Origin of the sequence: Microbacterium sp. NPDC057659, from assembly GCF_042799915.1 — a bacterium.
In the GTDB taxonomy this organism is placed as follows: domain Bacteria; phylum Actinomycetota; class Actinomycetes; order Actinomycetales; family Microbacteriaceae; genus Microbacterium.
On record NZ_JBHVHU010000001.1, the window covers coordinates 374,887 to 392,093 of the forward strand.

The 17,207-nt window shown below is 69.3% G+C and carries 17 protein-coding genes; 13 read left to right on the forward strand and 4 right to left on the reverse strand.

Going from position 1 to position 17,207, the window contains the following annotated elements:
* Positions 1-52: 52 nt before the first annotated feature.
* Together pdxS and pdxT are read left to right on the forward strand one after the other, a co-directional pair.
* On the forward strand, positions 53-943 hold the full coding sequence (pdxS, locus tag ACFVAE_RS01845) for a pyridoxal 5'-phosphate synthase lyase subunit PdxS (RefSeq protein WP_157312608.1): 891 nt from the start codon (positions 53-55) through the stop codon (positions 941-943).
* Positions 937-1,533, forward strand: coding sequence for a pyridoxal 5'-phosphate synthase glutaminase subunit PdxT (gene pdxT / locus ACFVAE_RS01850; RefSeq protein WP_378887322.1), 597 nt, complete (start codon positions 937-939; stop codon positions 1,531-1,533). The genes pdxS and pdxT overlap by 7 nt, the downstream gene beginning before the upstream one ends.
* Before the next feature lie 11 nt (positions 1,534-1,544).
* Here the strand turns inward: pdxT and ACFVAE_RS01855 are convergent, their stop codons facing one another.
* Positions 1,545-2,468: a phosphotransferase gene (locus ACFVAE_RS01855; RefSeq protein WP_378887324.1), complete on the reverse strand. Its 924-nt coding sequence runs from the start codon at positions 2,466-2,468 to the stop codon at positions 1,545-1,547.
* A gap of 134 nt (positions 2,469-2,602) precedes the next feature.
* Here ACFVAE_RS01855 and ACFVAE_RS01860 point away from each other — a divergent pair, with 134 nt between their 5' ends.
* From ACFVAE_RS01860 to ACFVAE_RS01895, 8 genes are all read left to right on the forward strand, one after another.
* Complete coding sequence (locus tag ACFVAE_RS01860) at positions 2,603-3,364, forward strand: YebC/PmpR family DNA-binding transcriptional regulator (protein ID WP_378887326.1); 762 nt, start codon at positions 2,603-2,605, stop codon at positions 3,362-3,364.
* A gap of 76 nt (positions 3,365-3,440) precedes the next feature.
* A complete protein-coding gene (gene ruvC, locus ACFVAE_RS01865; RefSeq protein WP_378887328.1) occupies positions 3,441-4,019 on the forward strand; it encodes a crossover junction endodeoxyribonuclease RuvC in 579 nt (192 codons plus the stop codon).
* A gap of 9 nt (positions 4,020-4,028) precedes the next feature.
* Positions 4,029-4,637: a Holliday junction branch migration protein RuvA gene (ruvA, locus tag ACFVAE_RS01870; RefSeq protein ID WP_378887330.1), complete on the forward strand. Its 609-nt coding sequence runs from the start codon at positions 4,029-4,031 to the stop codon at positions 4,635-4,637.
* Complete coding sequence (ruvB, locus tag ACFVAE_RS01875) at positions 4,630-5,658, forward strand: Holliday junction branch migration DNA helicase RuvB (RefSeq protein WP_378887332.1); 1,029 nt, start codon at positions 4,630-4,632, stop codon at positions 5,656-5,658. Before ruvA ends, ruvB begins: the two co-directional genes overlap by 8 nt.
* A gap of 74 nt (positions 5,659-5,732) precedes the next feature.
* Positions 5,733-6,155, forward strand: a complete 423-nt coding sequence (yajC, locus tag ACFVAE_RS01880; RefSeq protein WP_378887334.1) for a preprotein translocase subunit YajC — start codon at positions 5,733-5,735, stop codon at positions 6,153-6,155.
* 36 nt (positions 6,156-6,191) lie between these two features.
* A complete protein-coding gene (secD, locus tag ACFVAE_RS01885) occupies positions 6,192-7,931 on the forward strand; it encodes a protein translocase subunit SecD (RefSeq protein WP_378887336.1) in 1,740 nt (579 codons plus the stop codon).
* Positions 7,931-8,920: a protein translocase subunit SecF gene (gene secF, locus ACFVAE_RS01890; protein ID WP_378887338.1), complete on the forward strand. Its 990-nt coding sequence runs from the start codon at positions 7,931-7,933 to the stop codon at positions 8,918-8,920. The genes secD and secF overlap by 1 nt, the downstream gene beginning before the upstream one ends.
* Before the next feature lie 84 nt (positions 8,921-9,004).
* Positions 9,005-11,254, forward strand: a complete 2,250-nt coding sequence (locus ACFVAE_RS01895) for a RelA/SpoT family protein (RefSeq protein WP_378887339.1) — start codon at positions 9,005-9,007, stop codon at positions 11,252-11,254.
* Here the strand turns inward: ACFVAE_RS01895 and ACFVAE_RS01900 are convergent.
* Both ACFVAE_RS01900 and ACFVAE_RS01905 read right to left on the reverse strand, forming a co-directional pair.
* Positions 11,233-11,793, reverse strand: a complete 561-nt coding sequence (locus tag ACFVAE_RS01900; RefSeq protein ID WP_378887341.1) for a hypothetical protein — start codon at positions 11,791-11,793, stop codon at positions 11,233-11,235. The genes ACFVAE_RS01895 and ACFVAE_RS01900 overlap by 22 nt on opposite strands.
* A gap of 70 nt (positions 11,794-11,863) precedes the next feature.
* A complete protein-coding gene (locus tag ACFVAE_RS01905) occupies positions 11,864-13,150 on the reverse strand; it encodes a DUF349 domain-containing protein (protein WP_378890444.1) in 1,287 nt (428 codons plus the stop codon).
* 335 nt (positions 13,151-13,485) lie between these two features.
* Between ACFVAE_RS01905 and ACFVAE_RS01910 the strand changes: the two genes are divergently transcribed.
* Positions 13,486-14,610 carry a uroporphyrinogen-III synthase gene (locus tag ACFVAE_RS01910; RefSeq protein ID WP_378887343.1) on the forward strand — a complete coding sequence of 375 codons (1,125 nt, stop codon included), beginning with the start codon at positions 13,486-13,488 and terminating at the stop codon, positions 14,608-14,610.
* Between the two features lie 47 nt (positions 14,611-14,657).
* Here the strand turns inward: ACFVAE_RS01910 and ACFVAE_RS01915 are convergent, their stop codons facing one another.
* Positions 14,658-14,945 carry a hypothetical protein gene (locus tag ACFVAE_RS01915; RefSeq protein ID WP_378887345.1) on the reverse strand — a complete coding sequence of 96 codons (288 nt, stop codon included), beginning with the start codon at positions 14,943-14,945 and terminating at the stop codon, positions 14,658-14,660.
* A 91-nt stretch (positions 14,946-15,036) separates the two neighbouring features.
* Between ACFVAE_RS01915 and ACFVAE_RS01920 the strand changes: the two genes are divergently transcribed.
* Both ACFVAE_RS01920 and rpsD read left to right on the forward strand, forming a co-directional pair.
* On the forward strand, positions 15,037-16,368 hold the full coding sequence (locus ACFVAE_RS01920; protein WP_378887347.1) for a replication-associated recombination protein A: 1,332 nt from the start codon (positions 15,037-15,039) through the stop codon (positions 16,366-16,368).
* 194 nt (positions 16,369-16,562) lie between these two features.
* Positions 16,563-17,192, forward strand: coding sequence for a 30S ribosomal protein S4 (gene rpsD / locus ACFVAE_RS01925; protein ID WP_236124724.1), 630 nt, complete (start codon positions 16,563-16,565; stop codon positions 17,190-17,192).
* Positions 17,193-17,207 lie beyond the last annotated feature (15 nt).

A 17,207-nucleotide genomic window follows, 5' to 3' on the forward strand; every position in this document is an offset into this window, starting at 1 on the left:
GTGCTATCGTTTGGCATAGGCCAATAGATGTCTTTGTCCCGAGAGGATCTCCATGTCTGAGCAGACCACCGGATCGGCCCGCGTCAAGCGCGGCCTCGCCGAGATGCTGAAGGGCGGCGTCATCATGGACGTCGTCACCGCCGAGCAGGCGAAGATCGCCGAGGATGCCGGCGCCGTCGCCGTCATGGCGCTCGAGCGCGTCCCCGCCGACATCCGCGCCCAGGGCGGCGTCTCCCGTATGAGCGACCCCGACATGATCGACAGCATCATCGATGCCGTCTCGATCCCGGTGATGGCGAAGGCCCGCATCGGTCACTTCGTCGAGGCGCAGGTACTGCAGGAGCTCGGGGTCGACTACATCGACGAGTCCGAGGTGCTCTCGCCGGCCGACTACGTGAACCACATCGACAAGTACGACTTCACCGTGCCGTTCGTCTGCGGCGCCACGAACCTCGGAGAGGCGCTGCGTCGCATCAATGAAGGGGCGGCGATGATCCGCTCCAAGGGTGAGGCCGGCACCGGCGACGTCTCCGAGGCGATGAAGCACATCCGCAAGATCCGCGGCGAGATCGCGGCCCTCGGCGCGCTGTCGAAGGATGAGCTGTACGTCGCGGCCAAGGAGCTGCAGGCGCCCTACGAGCTGGTCGCCGAGATCGCCGAGACCGGCACGCTCCCCGTCGTGCTCTTCGTCGCCGGCGGCGTCGCGACCCCGGCGGACGCCGCGATGATGATGCAGCTCGGAGCGGACGGCGTGTTCGTCGGCTCGGGCATCTTCAAGTCGGGCAATCCGGCCGAGCGCGCGAAGGCGATCGTCAAGGCCACGACCTTCTACGACGACCCGAAGGTGATCGCCGAGGTGTCCCGCGGTCTCGGCGAGGCGATGGTCGGCATCAACGTGTCCGACCTGCCCGCGCCGCACCGCCTCGCCGAGCGCGGATGGTGACCACTCCGCGGGTCGGCGTCCTCGCGCTGCAGGGCGACGTGCGCGAGCACGCCGCCCTGCTCGCGGATCTCGGTGCCGAGGTCGTGCTGGTGCGGCGACCTGAGGAGCTGGCCACGGTCGCGGGGCTCGTGATCCCCGGCGGCGAGTCGACCGTGATCGACAAGCTCTCGCGCATCTTCGGCCTGCAGGAGCCGATCCGCGCGGCCATCGCCGACGGGATGCCGGTGCTCGGCACCTGCGCCGGGCTCATCATGATCTCGAATGAGCTGGTGGACGGAATCGAAGGCCAGCAGACCTTCGGCGGCCTGGACGTGCGCACCCGCCGCAACGCCTTCGGCCGTCAGACCGAGTCCTTCGAGGCCGAGCTGCACGTGCCCGAGCTCGGCGATGCTCCTGTGCATGCCGCATTCATCCGCGGACCGGTGGTCGAGTCCGTCGGGCGCTCAGCCGCGACACTCGCCTCGCTGCCCGACGGACGTGTGGTGGCGGTCGAGCAGGGCAGCCTGCTCGGCATCAGCTTCCACCCCGAGATCTCCGGGGAGCCGCGCTTCCACCAGCGCTTCCTCGACCGGGTCGCTGCGCGCGGCTGAGCCCGCCAGGGTCAGAGCAGCTCATCGAGCCAGCGCAGGAGCGGGTCGGCCTGGGCACGCTGGAACGCCCGCAGCCCGGGCAGCTCGGGGATGTCCGGCTGCGCCTGGTTCCACCACAGGAACGACGTGAACGCGGAGATGACGGGCAGCAGCTCGGTCGCGTGCGGCGCGCCATGATCGCGAAGCACTCGCCAGGCCTCTGCGCAGGTCGGGCCGCCGGACGCCTCGATCGAGGGCACCAGCAGCGGCCCGTCCAGCCATGGCACGCCCCGTCGCGCGTGCGGCCAGTCGATGAAGCGCGCACGGTCGCCGTCGATGAGGATGTTGTCGGCGCGGAGGTCGCCGTGCGCGAGCGCGGTGCCCGCAAGCGCAGCCGGCAGGGACACCTGCAGGGTCAGCAGCTGCGGCATCCGTCTCTGCAGGCTGCGGGGCAGCGACGCCGCGAGCATCGTGTCGCCCGCGATCTGCTCCCAGCGTGCGAAGTGGGGGAGCATCGAGTGCTCCGCAGGCGGGATCGCATCTGCGGCGGTGACGGCGGTGAGCCGTGCGATCTCGGCGGCGATCGCGTGCAGCTGCGCGTCGGTCCACGGCTCGCCCGGATGCCTGCCGGGAACGACCTCGATGACCAGCGCTGTGCCGGCATCATCATCGATGTCGTGCAGCACACGCGGGGCGAGTCCGACGGGCGCAGCCCGCAGCATCCGGATCTCGCGACGCAGGAATGTGCGCGAGTCGGCATGACCGTCGGCGGCGATGGCCTTGACGAACACCGCACGGTCGGCGGAGCGGACGATCCCGGCGTAGCCGGCGCTGAAACCCCCGTGCGCGGGGGAGTCGGACGCGTGGCCACCACCGAGGACCGTCTCGACCTGCGCGCGCAGTGCGGGCGGCAGCGACGACCAGTCCGGTCGCAGTCGGTCGGCCCCCGCCTTCATGTCGACGAAGCTAGCAGTCGCGACGTGAGGTCATGCGGCGTCTTCTGCCGAAGGCTGACGGCGGAACGTTGACGATTCGTTAGAATGGACGATGCCCTGGAGGCGACTCCGGGAGACGAGACGAGCGGAGACTTATGTCCGGGCATTCCAAGTGGGCCACGACCAAGCACAAGAAGGCGGTCATCGACTCGCGCCGTGCCAAGTCGTGGGCCAAGCTCATCAAGAACATCGAGGTCGCGGCGAAGCTGGGCGGCCCCGACCTCGCAGGCAACCCGACGCTGTTCGACGCGGTGCAGAAGGCGAAGAAGACCTCTGTCCCCAAGGACAACATCGATCGCGCCGTCAAGCGCGGTGCCGGCATCGGCGGCGAGTCCGTCGAGTACTCCTCGATCATGTACGAGGGCTACGGCCCGAACGGCGTCGCGCTGATGATCGAGTGTCTGACCGACAACAAGAACCGTGCGGCGGCCGAGGTGCGCACCGCGCTGTCCCGCAACGGCGGTACTCTCGCCGACCCCGGTAGCGTGGCCTACAACTTCACCCGCAAGGGCGTGATCGTGGTCAGCTCCGAGGGCACCACCGAGGACGACGTCATGATGGCGGCGCTCGAGGCGGGTGCGGAGGAGATCGAGCCGCACGCTCAGGGCTTCGAGGTCATCACCGAGGCCACCGACCTTGTGGCAGTGCGTTCCGCACTGCAGGAGGCCGGTATCGACTACGAGTCGGCGGACGTGGAGTTCGTGCCGAACCTCAAGGTCGAGATCGACGCCGAAGCGGCACGCAAGATCTTCCGCCTCATCGACGCCCTCGAGGACAGCGACGACGTGCAGAACGTCTTCAGCAACTTCGACCTCCCCGCCGAGGTGCAGGCGGAGCTCGAGAACGACGACGAGTGACCTGAGCGACGCTGATCGACAGAACCCCCTGGCGCGCCTGCGTCCGGGGGTTCTTCGTCATAACTAGCCTGGGGGAGTGACCTCCCTGCGCGTGCTCGGCATCGATCCCGGCCTGACCCGGTGCGGCGTCGGCGTCGTCGACGTCGACCGCGCGCGCCGCGGCACGCTCGTGCACGTCGGGGTCATCCGCACGCCGATCGACGCACCGATCGGCGAGCGTCTCGCGGCCGTCGCCGCAGGCATCCGCGAGGTCCTCGAGACGCATAGGCCTGACGCCGTCGCGGTGGAGCGCGTGTTCGCGCAGCAGAACAGCCACACCGTCATGGGGACGGCGCAGGCGAGCGGCGTCGCCCTGCTGCTGGCGGCCGAGGCCGGCCTGCCGGCAGCGACGCACACGCCCAGCGAGGTGAAGGCCGCCGTGACGGGCTACGGCTCGGCGGACAAGAAGCAGGTGCAGTCGATGATCGCCCGCATCCTGCGTCTCGACGCGCCTCCGCAGCCCGCGGATGCTGCGGACGCGCTCGCGATCGCGCTCTGCCACGCCTGGCGACGGGATGCCGCGGACCCGGGATCCGGGGGCGGTCTGACGCCGGCACAGCGGGCCTGGGCCGATGCGGAGCGTGTCGCTCGAACATACGTACGATCAGCCCGATAGGGTGGACGCATGATCTCCTCCCTGCACGGCGTCGTCCTGCACGCCGACTCGGGCCACGTCGTCATCGAGACCGGGGGAGTCGGCTTCGCCGTCTTCGTCCCCGCCGACGTCGCGCACACCGCGGTGGCGGGGGAGCGGATGCTGCTGCACACCAGCCTCATCGTTAGGGAGGACGCCCTCACGCTGTACGGCTTCGCCGACCGCGACGAGCTGGAGATCTTCGGGCAGCTGATCAGCGTCACCGGAGTCGGCCCGAAGTCCGCGCTGGGCGTGCTCTCGCACCTGACCGTCGACCAGATCGCCGCGGCGGTCGGTGACGAGGACGACGCGCCGTTCCGGCGCGTGTCCGGGATCGGGCCGAAGACCGCGAAGCTCATCGTCGTGCAGCTCGCCGGCAAGGTGAGGCCGCGGGTGGCGGCCGCCCCTGCCGGCGTCGCTGCGCCCGGTGTCACCGACCAGGTCGCAGCCGCGCTGGTCGGACTCGGGTGGTCGGAGAAGGTCGCTGCGGAGGCGGCCGAGCAGACCGCGGCCGACGCCACCGACGCCGAGCGCGAGTCCGTCGCCGCGCTGCTGCGCCGCACGCTCGCCGCCCTCGGCCCCGGAGCAGGCCGTGGCTGAGCCCAGGGACGCCGCCGAGGCGCTCGACGAGACCGAGCTGGCGATCGAGGGGGCGCTGCGCCCGTCGAGCCTGGACGAGTTCGTCGGGCAGCCCAAGGTTCGAGGGCAGCTGCAGCTGCTGCTGCAGGCCGCGCGGATCCAGGAGCGCCCCGCCGACCACATTCTGCTTGCCGGCCCTCCCGGACTCGGCAAGACCACCCTCGCGATGATCGTCGCCCACGAGAGTGAGCGGCCGCTGCGCCTGTCCAGCGGACCTGCCATCCAGCACGCCGGCGATCTCGCGGCTCTGCTGAGCAGTCTCATGCCCGGTGAGGTCCTGTTCATCGACGAGATCCACCGCATGGCGCGCTCCGCGGAAGAGATGCTCTACCTCGCGATGGAGGACTTCCGGATCGACATCATGGTGGGCAAGGGCGCCGGCGCGACCAGCATCCCGCTGGAGCTCGCGCCGTTCACTCTCGTCGGCGCGACCACGCGCTCCGGCCTGCTGCCCAACCCGCTGCGCGACAGGTTCGGGTTCACCGGGCACCTGGAGTTCTACGGCGAGGACGAGCTCGAGCAGGTCATCGCGCGCTCGGCCGCGGTGCTCGGCGTGCGGCTGCCCGCGGACGCGCTCTCCGAGATCGCCCGGCGCTCGAGGGGCACGCCCCGCATCGCCAACCGGCTGCTGCGCCGCGTGCGCGACTACGCGCTGGTGCACGGCGAAGCCCACACCGCGTCGATCGGCGACGTGCGGGCCGCTCTCGAGCTGTACGACGTCGACGCGATCGGGCTGGACCGGCTGGACAGGGCCGTGCTCGACGCGCTCGTGCGCCGGTTCGGCGGGGGTCCCGTCGGCCTCAGCACGCTCGCCGTCGCAGTCGGAGAAGAGGCCGAGACCGTCGAGAGCGTGGTCGAGCCCTATCTCGTGCGCATCGGCTTCCTCGGCCGCACGCCCCGCGGCCGGATCGCGATGCCGGAGGCCTACGCGCACCTCGGCATGGCCCGCCCCGGCGGGGGCGCATTGTTCGATGACCTATAATCGCTGAAGACTTCGCATCCCCCTATAGCGCGCCCCATCGTCGGCGTGCGCGCGTCGGAAAGGCCCTACCCGTCATGGAAATCATCCTCTTCGGACTGCTTGCGCTTCTGCTCGTCTTCATGTTCTTCAACACGCGCAAGCGGCAGAAGCAGATGAAGGCCGAGCAGGAGGAGAAGGCGACCAAGACCGTCCCCGGCGCCAAGGTGCTCCTGCAGGGTGGCCTCTACGGCACGATCGTCTCCTTCGATCCGGAGAACCTCGACAAGCCCGCACAGGTCGAGATCGCCCCCGGAACCGTGATCGAGGTGCACAGCCAGGCGATCCTTCGCATCGTCGACCCGACCGAGGACGCACCGGCTGACGAGGTCGAGGCCGAGGAAGCTCCCGCCGTGGACACCGTCGCCGACTCCGAGCTCCCCGACCCGAACCACGTCGAGACCCCGGAGGAGACCCGCGCGCGCCTCGAGCGCAATGAGCGCGGCGACTCCGACAACTGACCCGCGGCTTCACAGCGCACGAGAAAGCGGCAATTCGTGGCATCCACCTCTCCGACCCGCCACGCGTGGCGGGTCCTCCTCGGTCTGCTCATCGTCACGGCGGTGCTGTTCAGCATCAACGCCGTCGGCGTGTTCCTCGGCAAGAGCTCGTGGGCTCCCGAGCTCGCGCTCGACCTGCAGGGCGGCACCCAGATCATCCTGAGCGCTCAGACCGCCGACGGCTCGGACCCGACGCAGGAGCAGCTCGACCAGGCAGCCGCCATCATCCGCCAGCGCGTCGATGCGTCGGGCGTCGGTGAGACCGACATCACGACCGAGGGCGGCCGCAACATCGTCGTCCAGATTCCCGGTGTCGCCGACGACGCGACCCGCGAGCGCATCGCCGCGAGCGCGCAGCTCGAGCTGCGCGCGGTGCTCGCGACGACCGACCCCGCGACCGACTTCGTCGGCGAGGACGGCAAGAGCACGCCGTACCCGACGCCGGATGCCACGATGAACGCGACGCCGACGGCCAAGCCGACCGACGGCAGCGATCTGTCCTGGATCACCGACAAGCTGAAGGCGGAGTTCCTCAGCTACGACTGCGCGAACCCGAAGAACGACCCGGCGACCGCGCCGAAGGACCAGCCGCTGATCGCGTGCAGCGTCGACGGCCAGGTCAAGTACCTGCTCGGCCCGACCGAGCTCACCGGCACGGCGATCACCGAGGCTCAGGCGGGCCGCGACCCGCAGTCCGGCCAGTGGCTCGTGCAGCTGGAGATGGACTCGAAGGGCACCAAGACCTTCGCCGACGTCAGCCAGCGCCTGAACCAGAACCGGATCGACAACCAGAGTCCGCGCGACCAGTTCGCGTTCGTCCTCGACGGCAAGGTCATCTCCGCCCCGCAGATGCAGGCGGTCATCGCCAACGGCAAGCCGTCGATCTCGGGCAGCTTCACGCAGGAGTCCGCGAAGACCCTCGCCGACCAGCTGCGCTACGGCGCGCTGCCGCTGAGCTTCAAGGTGGAGAGCAACCAGTCCATCTCGGCGACCCTGGGTTCCCAGCAGCTCCAGATCGGTCTGATCACCGGTCTCATCGGCCTCGGCCTGGTGGCGATCTACTCGCTGCTCAGTTACCGTGCGCTCGGCTGGGTGATCATGGCGTCCATCGGCGTGATGGGCGTGCTGACCTACATCATCATCTGCATCCTGGGCTGGCGAATGGGCTTCCGCCTGTCACTGGCCGGCGTCGCGGGTCTGATCGTGTCGATCGGATTCACCGCCGACTCGTTCATCGTCTACTTCGAGCGAATACGAGACGAGCTGCGAGACGGCAAGTCCATCACCGGCGCGGTGGAGGACGGCTGGGCCCGCGCGAAGCGCACGATCTACATCTCGAAGTCGATCAACATCCTCGCGGCCGTCGTGCTGTACATCCTGGCGGATGCCACGGTGAAGGGCTTCGCGTTCACGCTGGGTCTGACCACGCTGATCGACGTCTTCATCTTCGTGATCTTCACGCACCCGGTGATGCAGCTGCTCGCCCGCACGAAGTTCTTCGGCGGCGGACACCCGCTGTCCGGGCTCAACCCCGAGGAGCTCGGTGCGGTCTACCGCGACCGGACGGAGTTCCGTCAGGTGCAGACCGCCTCGAGCGGCAAGGCTGCCCGCACCAAGGCGTCGCGCGGCGAGGCCGAGCGTCGTCAGACCATCGCCGAACGCAAGCGCGCTGAGGCCGTCGCCGGAGCGCCCGACGGCGGAGCCTCCGCAGAGTCCGGAAAGGACGGGGACGCCTGATGTTCTCCTTCAACGAGTTCGGCAACAAGCTCTACTCCGGGAAGCTGTCCTTCCCGTTCGTCCAGAAGCGCAAGCTGTGGTTCATCATCGCCATCGTGCTGGTGGTCGGATCGATCCTGGTGCCGCTGTTCCGCCCGATCCAGTTCTCGATCGAGTTCACCGGCGGCTCGCAGTTCGTCGTGACGGCGCCCGCCAGCACGAATCAGGATCTCGCGACCGAAGCAGTGCAGTCGGTCGTGCCGGATGCCACGGCCAAGGTCGTGGTGGTCGACGGCAAGAACGTCCGTGTTCAGACCTCGCAGATGTCCGCGAAGGAGACCAATCACGTCGCCGACGCGCTGGCCGAGGCCTACGACGTGCCCGTCGACCAGGTGAGCAAGTCGTTCATCGGCCCGGCATGGGGTGAGGGTGTGACCCGCCAGTCCCTGTGGGGCCTCGCGATCTTCCTCGCGCTGACCTTCCTGATCCTCGGCATCTACTTCCGCACCTGGAAGATGTCGGCCGCGTCGATCGTGGGCCTGCTGGATGTGCTCATCATCACGGTGGGTGTCTACGCCCTTGCGGGCTTCCAGATCTCGCCCGCGGCGGTGATCGGATTCCTGACGATCCTCGCGTACTCGCTGTACGACACCACCGTCGTGTTCGACAAGGTGCGTGAGAACACGACGGAGGACGGCGAGACGCTGGCACGCACGTTCGGCGAGTCCGTGAACCTCGCAGTGAACCAGACTCTCGTGCGCTCGATCAACACCGCGATCATCGCCGCACTGCCGGTCGGTGCGATCCTGTTCATCGGTGCGTTCTGGCTCGGCGCCGAGACGCTGACCGACATCTCGCTGTCGATCTTCGTCGGCATCATCGTGGCCACGTACTCGACGCTGTTCGTCGCGGCCCCGCTGTATGCGTTCTTCCGCCAGAACGAGTCCGGCATCCTCGCCCATGACAAGAAGGTCATGAAGGCACGCGAGCGCGCCGTGCAGGCAGCCTGAGCATCGCCTCTCGAGTGACGGGGTCGCGGAGTCTCTCCGCGGTCCCGTCACGCGTAGGATGAACTGACCCGGAGGTGTGAGCGTATGGCCGATCCGCAGACGACGACGCAGACTTCGAGCCTGCGCAGGCTCGTGCCGCGGATCTTCTCGCGCGCTCCGCGGAACAACGACCTCGACAACCTCATCCGCACGGTGCGGGTCAACCATCCCCGCGGCGACCTGCCCATCATCGAGCGGGCGTACAACGTCGCGAAGGAGAAGCACGAGGGGCAGCTGCGGCAGAGCGGTGAGCCCTACATCACGCATCCGCTGGCCGTCGCGCAGATCCTCGCCGAACTCGGGCTCGGTCCGCGCGCGGTCGCAGCGGCCCTGCTGCACGACACGGTCGAGGACACCGGCTACCCGCTGAACGAGCTGCAGGAGACGTTCGGCGACGAGGTCGCCATGCTCGTCGACGGCGTGACGAAGCTCGACAAGGTCAAGTACGGCGAGAGCGCACAGGCCGAGACCGTTCGCAAGATGATCGTCGCGATGTCCAAGGACATCCGCGTGCTGCTCATCAAGCTCGCCGACCGGCTCCACAACGCGCGGACCTGGGGCTTCGTGCCGCCCGAGAAGGCGGCGAGGAAGGCGAAGGAAACCCTCGAGATCTACGCGCCGCTCGCGCACCGCCTGGGTATCCAGACGATCAAGAGCGAGCTGGAGGATCTCTCCTTCGCGGTACTGCATCCGAAGATCTACGCCGAGATCTCCAGCCTGATCGCGCAGCGCACCCCGCAGCGCGAGAAGTACCTGCAGCAGGTCATCGAAGCGATCGACGAGGATCTGCGCGACCTCCGCATCCGCGGCAAGGTCGTCGGCCGTCCGAAGCAGCTGTACTCCGTCTATCAGAAGATGGTCGTGCGGGGGCGCGAGTTCGACGACATCTACGACCTCATCGGCATCCGCGTGCTCGTCGGCTCGGTGCGCGACTGCTACGCCGTGCTCGGCGCCATCCACGCGCGCTGGACGCCGCTGCCCGGCCGCTTCAAGGACTACATCGCCACCCCGAAGTTCAACCTCTACCAGTCGCTGCACACCACGGTGATCGGCCCCAGCGGGCGCACGGTGGAGATCCAGATCCGCACGCATGAGATGCACCAGCAGGCGGAGTTCGGCGTCGCCGCGCACTGGATGTACAAGGAGCGGATGAACGGCGGCAGGGCCGATGGCAAGCCGATGGACACCGAGATGGCCTGGCTCGCCCACATCTCGGACTGGCAGGCCGAGACCGCCGACCCGAGCGAGTTCCTCGATTCGCTGCGGTTCGAGATCGGCGCCAAGGAGGTGTACGTCTTCACCCCGAAGGGACGGGTGATCGGCCTACCCGCCGGCGGCACCCCCGTGGACTTCGCGTACGCCGTGCACACCGAGATCGGCCACCGCACCATGGGCGCGAAGGTCAACGGCCGCCTGGTGCCGCTGGAGACCGAGCTGCACAGCGGCGACGTGGTCGAGGTGTTCACCTCGAAGAACCCGGATGCCGGGCCGAGCCAGGACTGGCTGACGTTCGTCAAGAGCACCCGGGCGCGCAACAAGATCCGCGGATGGTTCACGAAGGAGCGCCGCGAGGAGGCGATCGAACAGGGCAAGGAGGCCATCGCGCGTGCGATGCGGAAGCAGAACCTTCCGCTGCAGCGACTGATGAGCCAGGACTCCTTCGCCCAGGTCGCCCAGCAGCTGCGCTACGAGGATGTCTCAGCGCTGTACGCGGCCGTCGGCGAGGGGCACATCTCCACCCAGCACGTGCTGGAGAAGGTCACCGCCCTGGTCGGCCCGGAAGACACGTCGACCGGTGCGATCGATCTGCCGGGTCGAGTCGCGACGAAGGAGCCGCGCGGCGGCGACTCCGGCGTGCTGGTGCGCGGGGCCAACGACATCCTGGTGAAACTCGCCCGCTGCTGCACTCCGGTGCCCGGCGACCCGATCGTCGGCTTCGTCACGCGCGGGAGCGGTGTGTCCGTCCACCGCGCGGACTGCGTGAACGTGAAGGCGCTCAGCGCCGATCCTGCGCGGTTCGTCGACGTCGAGTGGGCGCCCACCACCAAGAGCGTGTTCCGGGTGCAGATCCAGGTCGAGGCGCTGGACCGGTCGGGGCTGCTGTCGGATGTCACCCGGGTGCTCAGCGAGCATCACGTGAACATCCTCTCGGCCACGGTGACGACCACCGATGAGCGCCTGGCGCTGAGCCGCTTCGTGTTCGAGATGGGTGACGCCGTGCATCTGGACCGGGTGCTGAACGCGGTCCGCCGCATCGACGCCGTGTACGACGTCTACCGCGTCACGACGTCCTGATCGACCAGTCGCCCCAGCAGCTCGACAGCGGCGCGCTTGCCCGGTGCGCGTGATCGTGCGCGGATGGTGTCACGGGTGCGAGCCGCCAGAGCGGGGAAGACCTCGAGGAGGGCGCGCAGCCAGCGCGCGCTCTCGTCATCCCGGCCGGCAGCGAACGCCAGCGACATCGCGACGACCTCGACCGTCGCCACCGGGACTCCTGCCACGCTGACGACCTGGTCCGGCTCCAGCGCCGCCTCGTGCGTCACGATCCGTGCCCCGGGCCGCAGTCGCCTGCCCGAGGGGTCCGCACGGCAGACGTGATGACGGGCCGGTGGCTGATCGCCTGCGCCGTGCACCCAGGCGGCGGTCGGCCCGCACAGTGCACCGCCCGGCGGGATCAGAGCCGTGAGCGACAGCGCACGCGCCTCGGGACCCTCGACGATGTCGGCGGGCAGGTACGCCTCGCCGACCTCCACCACGTGCCCGTCCAGGCGTGCGGCGCCCAGCTCGGTCAGGCTGAGCCGGTCACCGGGGGAGTAGATGAGGATCGGATGCACCCTGACAGTCTGATGCCGGCGCCCCCGTGGCGGGGACACCGGCATCAGACTGTGGATAAGCTCTGCGGGCTCAGCCGCCGAGGGCGTTCAGCCAGGCGCGACGGGCCTCGAGAGCGTCCTTCGCGTCCTTCGCCGCCTTGGCGTCGCCGGCCGCCTCTGCGGCGGCGAGCTCGGCCTCGAGCTTCTCGATCGCCTCGACGAGCTGCGAGCTCATGTCGTTGGCGCGAGCCTTCGTCTCGGGGTTGTTGCGCTTCCAGTCCACGTCCTCGCGGCCCTTGAGAGCCTGCTCGATGCTGCGCATCCTGTCGTCCAGCGCCCGCTCCTTGTCGCGCGGGAAGATCCGGCCGACCTCGTCCCACTGCCGCTGGATGCGGGTGAGCAGCGCACGCGCCTTCTTGATGTCGGATTCGTCGGCGACAGCCTTGGCCTCGACGAGCAGGGCCTCGCGCGCCTCGATCTTCGGAGCGGAGTCGGCCTCTTCGGCGGCGGCCTGCTCGGCACGCGCCTGGTACAGCGCGTCACCGGCGGCCTTGAACTTCGCCCAGAGGGCGTCGTCGGCCTTGCGGCCTGCGCGACCGGCGGCCTTCCACTCGTCGAGCAGCCCGCGGTACGCGGGAATGCCGTCGACGCCACGCGGGGCGAGAGCCTCAGCGCGCTCGACCAGACGGGTCTTGGCATCGCGAGCGGTGCGGTGCGTGTCATCCAGCTCGGAGAAGTAGGCGCGGCGGGCCTTGTCGACCGTGGAGCGAGCATCGCGGAATCGCTTCCAGAGCTGCTGGGCCGTGCCCTTCGGCAGCCGCGGACCGGTCTGCTGATGCGCCTGCCACTGGTCGAACAGCGCCGCCATGTCTGCGGTGATCTGCTTCCACTGCACCTTCGAGAGGTCGAGAGCGGCGATCCGCTCCGCCTCGTCGACGATGGCGGTGCGCTCGACGATCGCGGCGTCGACGGCCTCCTTGGCGGCCTGCGCCTCCTGCGCGGATGCCTCGGAGAGCGACTCGAGCAGAGCGTCGACACGGGCGCGGAGCCCGGCGAGATCGCCCACGGCCGCGGCATCCGTCAGCTCGCCGACGATGTGCTTCGCCTGCTTGGAGAGATCGGCTGCGGATGCCTCGCCGGTCTGCACGCGGTTCTCGAGCGTGGTCACCTTCACGGCGATGTCGTCGTACTTGCGTGCGAAGTAGGCGAGCGCCTCGTCGGCGGTGCCGTCGGGGTACTGGCCGACGGCGCGCCAGGTGTCGCCTTCACGCACCTCGACGGTGCCGTCCTCGACGACACGACCCCACTCGGCGGCATCGGACGAGACCGGTGCGGCGGGGGCGACGGGCTTCGCCACCAGCTTCGGCGGCGTCGGCATCGGGACGCGAGGGGGTGCGGGGACAGGGGGAGTCGGCTTCGACGGCTCGGACACGGTGATCTCCTTGCGCGGCTTCCCGCGGGAGTGGAAAAGGACGATGACCAGCCTAGTATGCGCGGTCACGGCGATCGCAGTCCTCCCTCGCGACCGCTCACATCGCCGTTACCGATTTGTGAGCGGAACGTTCGACGGGCGTAACGTGCGACCGCCTCCGCAGGAAACACCGCCGACCTACCGTCAGGACCATCGGACAGAGGAGGGGTCATGACGGATCGATCGGACATGCCGGCGGACCTGCTGCTGCCGCACGCGGAGCCGGCCATGGAGTCCACCGCGTGACGGCGTCGCGCGGGAACGACGCCGTGCTGCGCGGCTGCACCATCGTGGTCGCTGCGGATCGCCGCTCCGGAGATCTCGCGAGCACGCTCGCGAGCCACGGTGCGAGGGTCCTCCGCGCGCCGGCGGTGGCCATGCGCCCGAACGCCGAGGATGAACTCCTTATCGAGCACACGCGTCGCATCATCGCCCGCCCTCCGGACATAGTCGTCGTGACGACGGGGGTCGGGTTCCGTGGCTGGATGGATGCCGCGCATGAGAACGGACTCGCTGATGACCTCACGCGTGCGCTGCGTCGCGCGCGTTTCGTCGCTCGGGGGCCCAAGGCCCACGGCGCGATCCAGGAGGCGGGGTTCTCCGCGGACTGGGTGGCGAGGTCGGAGACGGCCTCGGAGGTGGGCGAGTACCTGGTGCGCAGTGGTGTGGCGGGTGCGCGAGTGGTCGTGCAGCATCACGGCACGGGCGATGACGGCCTCGATGCACTGGCCACCACCTACGGCGCCGACGCGCTGGGCATCACCGTGTATCGCTGCGGCCCTGCTCCTGATCCCGATCTCGTGGCCCGTACCGCGGTGCAGGCTGCCACAGGAGGCGCGGACGCCGTGCTCTTCACATCGGCCAGGGGAGCAGCGGAGTGGCTCAGGCTCGCGGAGCGGACCGGACGACTGCCGCTGATCGGGGAGCGGGCTTCGAAGGGCCGACTTCTGATCGCGGCGGTGGGGCCGAACACGGCGGCGCCGTTCGTGGAGGCCGGGATCCACACGAGGGTCGCCGCACGGAGCCGTCTCGGGTCCCTCGTGCACTGCGTCGTGGATCACTACGCCTCAGGTCGCCACGCGCGACTGCGCACTGCCGAGGGTGTTCTCGAGGTGCGCAGCGGCGGGGCGCTCCTGGATGGCGGGTTCATCCCGCTGTCGCGCGCATCGGCCGACGTGCTGGGCGCGCTGTTCGATGCCGGAGGAAACGTCCTGACGCGTGAGGAGCTGAGCCGAGTGCTCCCTCGGCCCGGACGGAACAGCCACGCCGCCGAGATGGCGATCGCCCGGCTGCGGGAGGCGCTGGGCGCGCCCGATCTGGTGAAGACCGTCATCAAGCGCGGCTACCGACTCGCGGTCTCCGAGTAGTAGGTGAAGCGTGAGGAGGGCGAGACGCTTTCGCCCTCCTCGCTGGATCACTCCGAGGGGGTCTGAGAGGCCGTCGGCGTAGGCGTGGGCGCCGGGGTGGACGTGCTCGTCGGCGTCGTCTTCGGCTTCGGCGCGGGAGCCTCGGCCTGCGCGAGCATCACCTGGCTGAACACCGCGCCGACGACGATCACTCCGCCGACCACCGACGCGACGATGTTGTCGCGGGTCCGGCGCCGTGCGCGGCCCTCGTGCCAGGCCGTCCGTGCGGCATAGCGGCGGGCGCGCTCCGCCTGCTGTCGTGCGTGCTGCGCGTCGTTCTTGCCGCGTCCGGCCATGCGGTCCTCCCGGGGATGAGAACAGGTCTGCAGCGAGCCTACCGGTGAGGCGACGGACGGCCGTGTCGGCCGCCCGCATTAGCCTGGAGGCATGAGTTCACCCGCATCCCTGATGTCCGGCCGGACGCCCCTGGCCGTGCGGATGCGGCCTGTGTCGCTCGACGAGGTCGCCGGCCAGCAGCATCTGCTGCGCCCGGGGTCGCCGATCGTCGCGCTGGCGGATCCGGATGCCGCGGCGCCCGGCGCCGTGTCGATCATCCTCTGGGGCCCGCCGGGCACCGGCAAGACCACTCTCGCGCAGGCGATCGCCCGTTCCTCCGGGCGCCGGTTCGTGGAGCTCTCCGCGATCACCGCGGGCGTCAAGGACGTCCGAGAGGTCATGCAGGAGGCCGTGACCCAGCGAGACCTCTACGGACAGACCACCATCCTGTTCCTCGACGAGATCCACCGCTTCACAAAGGCCCAGCAGGACGCCCTGCTCCCCGGAGTCGAGAACGGATGGGTGATCCTGATCGCGGCGACCACTGAGAACCCGTCGTTCTCGGTGATCTCGCCGCTGCTCTCGCGATCGCTGCTCCTCACACTGCAGCCCCTCACCGACGACGACATCGGCGTGCTGATCGACAGGGCGGTGACGGATGCCCGCGGCTTGAACGATGCGGTGGCGATGCAACCCGCCGCCCGTGCTGCTCTGATCCGGCTGGCATCCGGCGATGGCCGCCGAGCGCTCACCGGGCTCGAGGCGGCGTCCGCCGTTGCGCTGTCGAACGCCGATGAGAGTGTTGTTCCGGAGATCACCGACGACGACGTCGCGCAGGCGGTCGACAAGGCGCTGCTCCGCTACGACCGGCAGGGCGACGAGCACTACGACGTCATCAGTGCGTTCATCAAATCGATCCGCGGCTCGGACCCCGACGCCGCCCTGCACTATCTCGCCCGCATGATCGAGGCTGGGGAGGACCCCCGCTTCATCGCCCGGCGCCTGGTCATCTCGGCCGCCGAGGACGTCGGTCTCGCCGACCCGCAGGGGCTGGTGATCGCGACCGCGGCCGCCGATGCCGTCGCCTTCATCGGGATGCCGGAGGGACGCATCCCGCTCGCTGAAGCCACCGTCTACCTGGCGACGACGGCCAAGTCGAACGCGGCGTACCTCGGCATCGATCAGGCCATCGCCGACGTCCGCTCCGGCGGGTTCGGGCGCGTTCCGCTGCATCTGCGCGACGCGCACTACCCGGGCGCCAAGCGGCTCGGGCACGGCAAGGGCTACCGGTATCCGCACGACGCCGATGCCGGTGTGCTGCCGCAGCAGTACCTGCCGGACGAGCTGGACGGGCGCCGCTATTACGAGCCCAAGCCACTCGGGGCGGAGCGCGAGATCGCCGCCAGGCTGGAGCGCATCCGCCGCATCCTCGGCGACCGCTGACCGGCGCGGCGGCTGAAGTGGGCGATCCGGTCCCATCTGATACGATGGATCGGCTCGAAACCGAGTTTTCGGGCATCCCTCCGCTCCTGCATCACTCTCCGCTGCGCCCCGGCGTGCGCTCCGGTGAGGGGGAATCGAGGCGATACGTCCGCGGGCCGTGAAAGACACGGCCGCGTCATCGGAAGGAATGCTTCGTGGTCACGAAGTCCCAGGACCGCCGCAAGGTCCGTCTCAGCCGTGCGCTGGGAATCCCGCTCACCCCGAAGGCCGCCCGCTACCTCGAGAAGCGTCCCTACGCTCCGGGTGAGCACGGTCGCACCAAGCGCAAGGCCGACAGCGACTACGCCGTCCGTCTGCGTGAGAAGCAGCGTCTGCGCGAGCAGTACGGCATCCGCGAGAAGCAGCTGCGCATCGCGTTCAACGAGGCTCGCCGCAAGGACGGCCTGACCGGTGAGAACCTGGTCGAGCTGCTCGAGATGCGTCTCGACGCCCTCGTGCTGCGTGCCGGCTTCGCCCGCACCACCGCGCAGGCCCGTCAGCTGGTCGTGCACCGCCACATCCTGGTCGACGGCCAGATCGTGGACCGCCCGTCGTTCCGCGTGAAGCCGGGTCAGCTCATCCACGTCAAGGCCAAGTCCGAGGCTCTCGAGCCGTTCCAGGTCGCAGCCGCCGGCGGTCACGCCGAGGTCCTGCCCCCGGTTCCGGGCTACATCGAGGTCGAGCTCGACAAGCTGCAGGCGCGTCTCGTGCGCCGCCCGAAGCGTGCCGAGGTTCCCGTGACCTGTGAGGTCCAGCTGGTCGTCGAGTACTACGCGGCTCGCTGATACACAGCACACGTG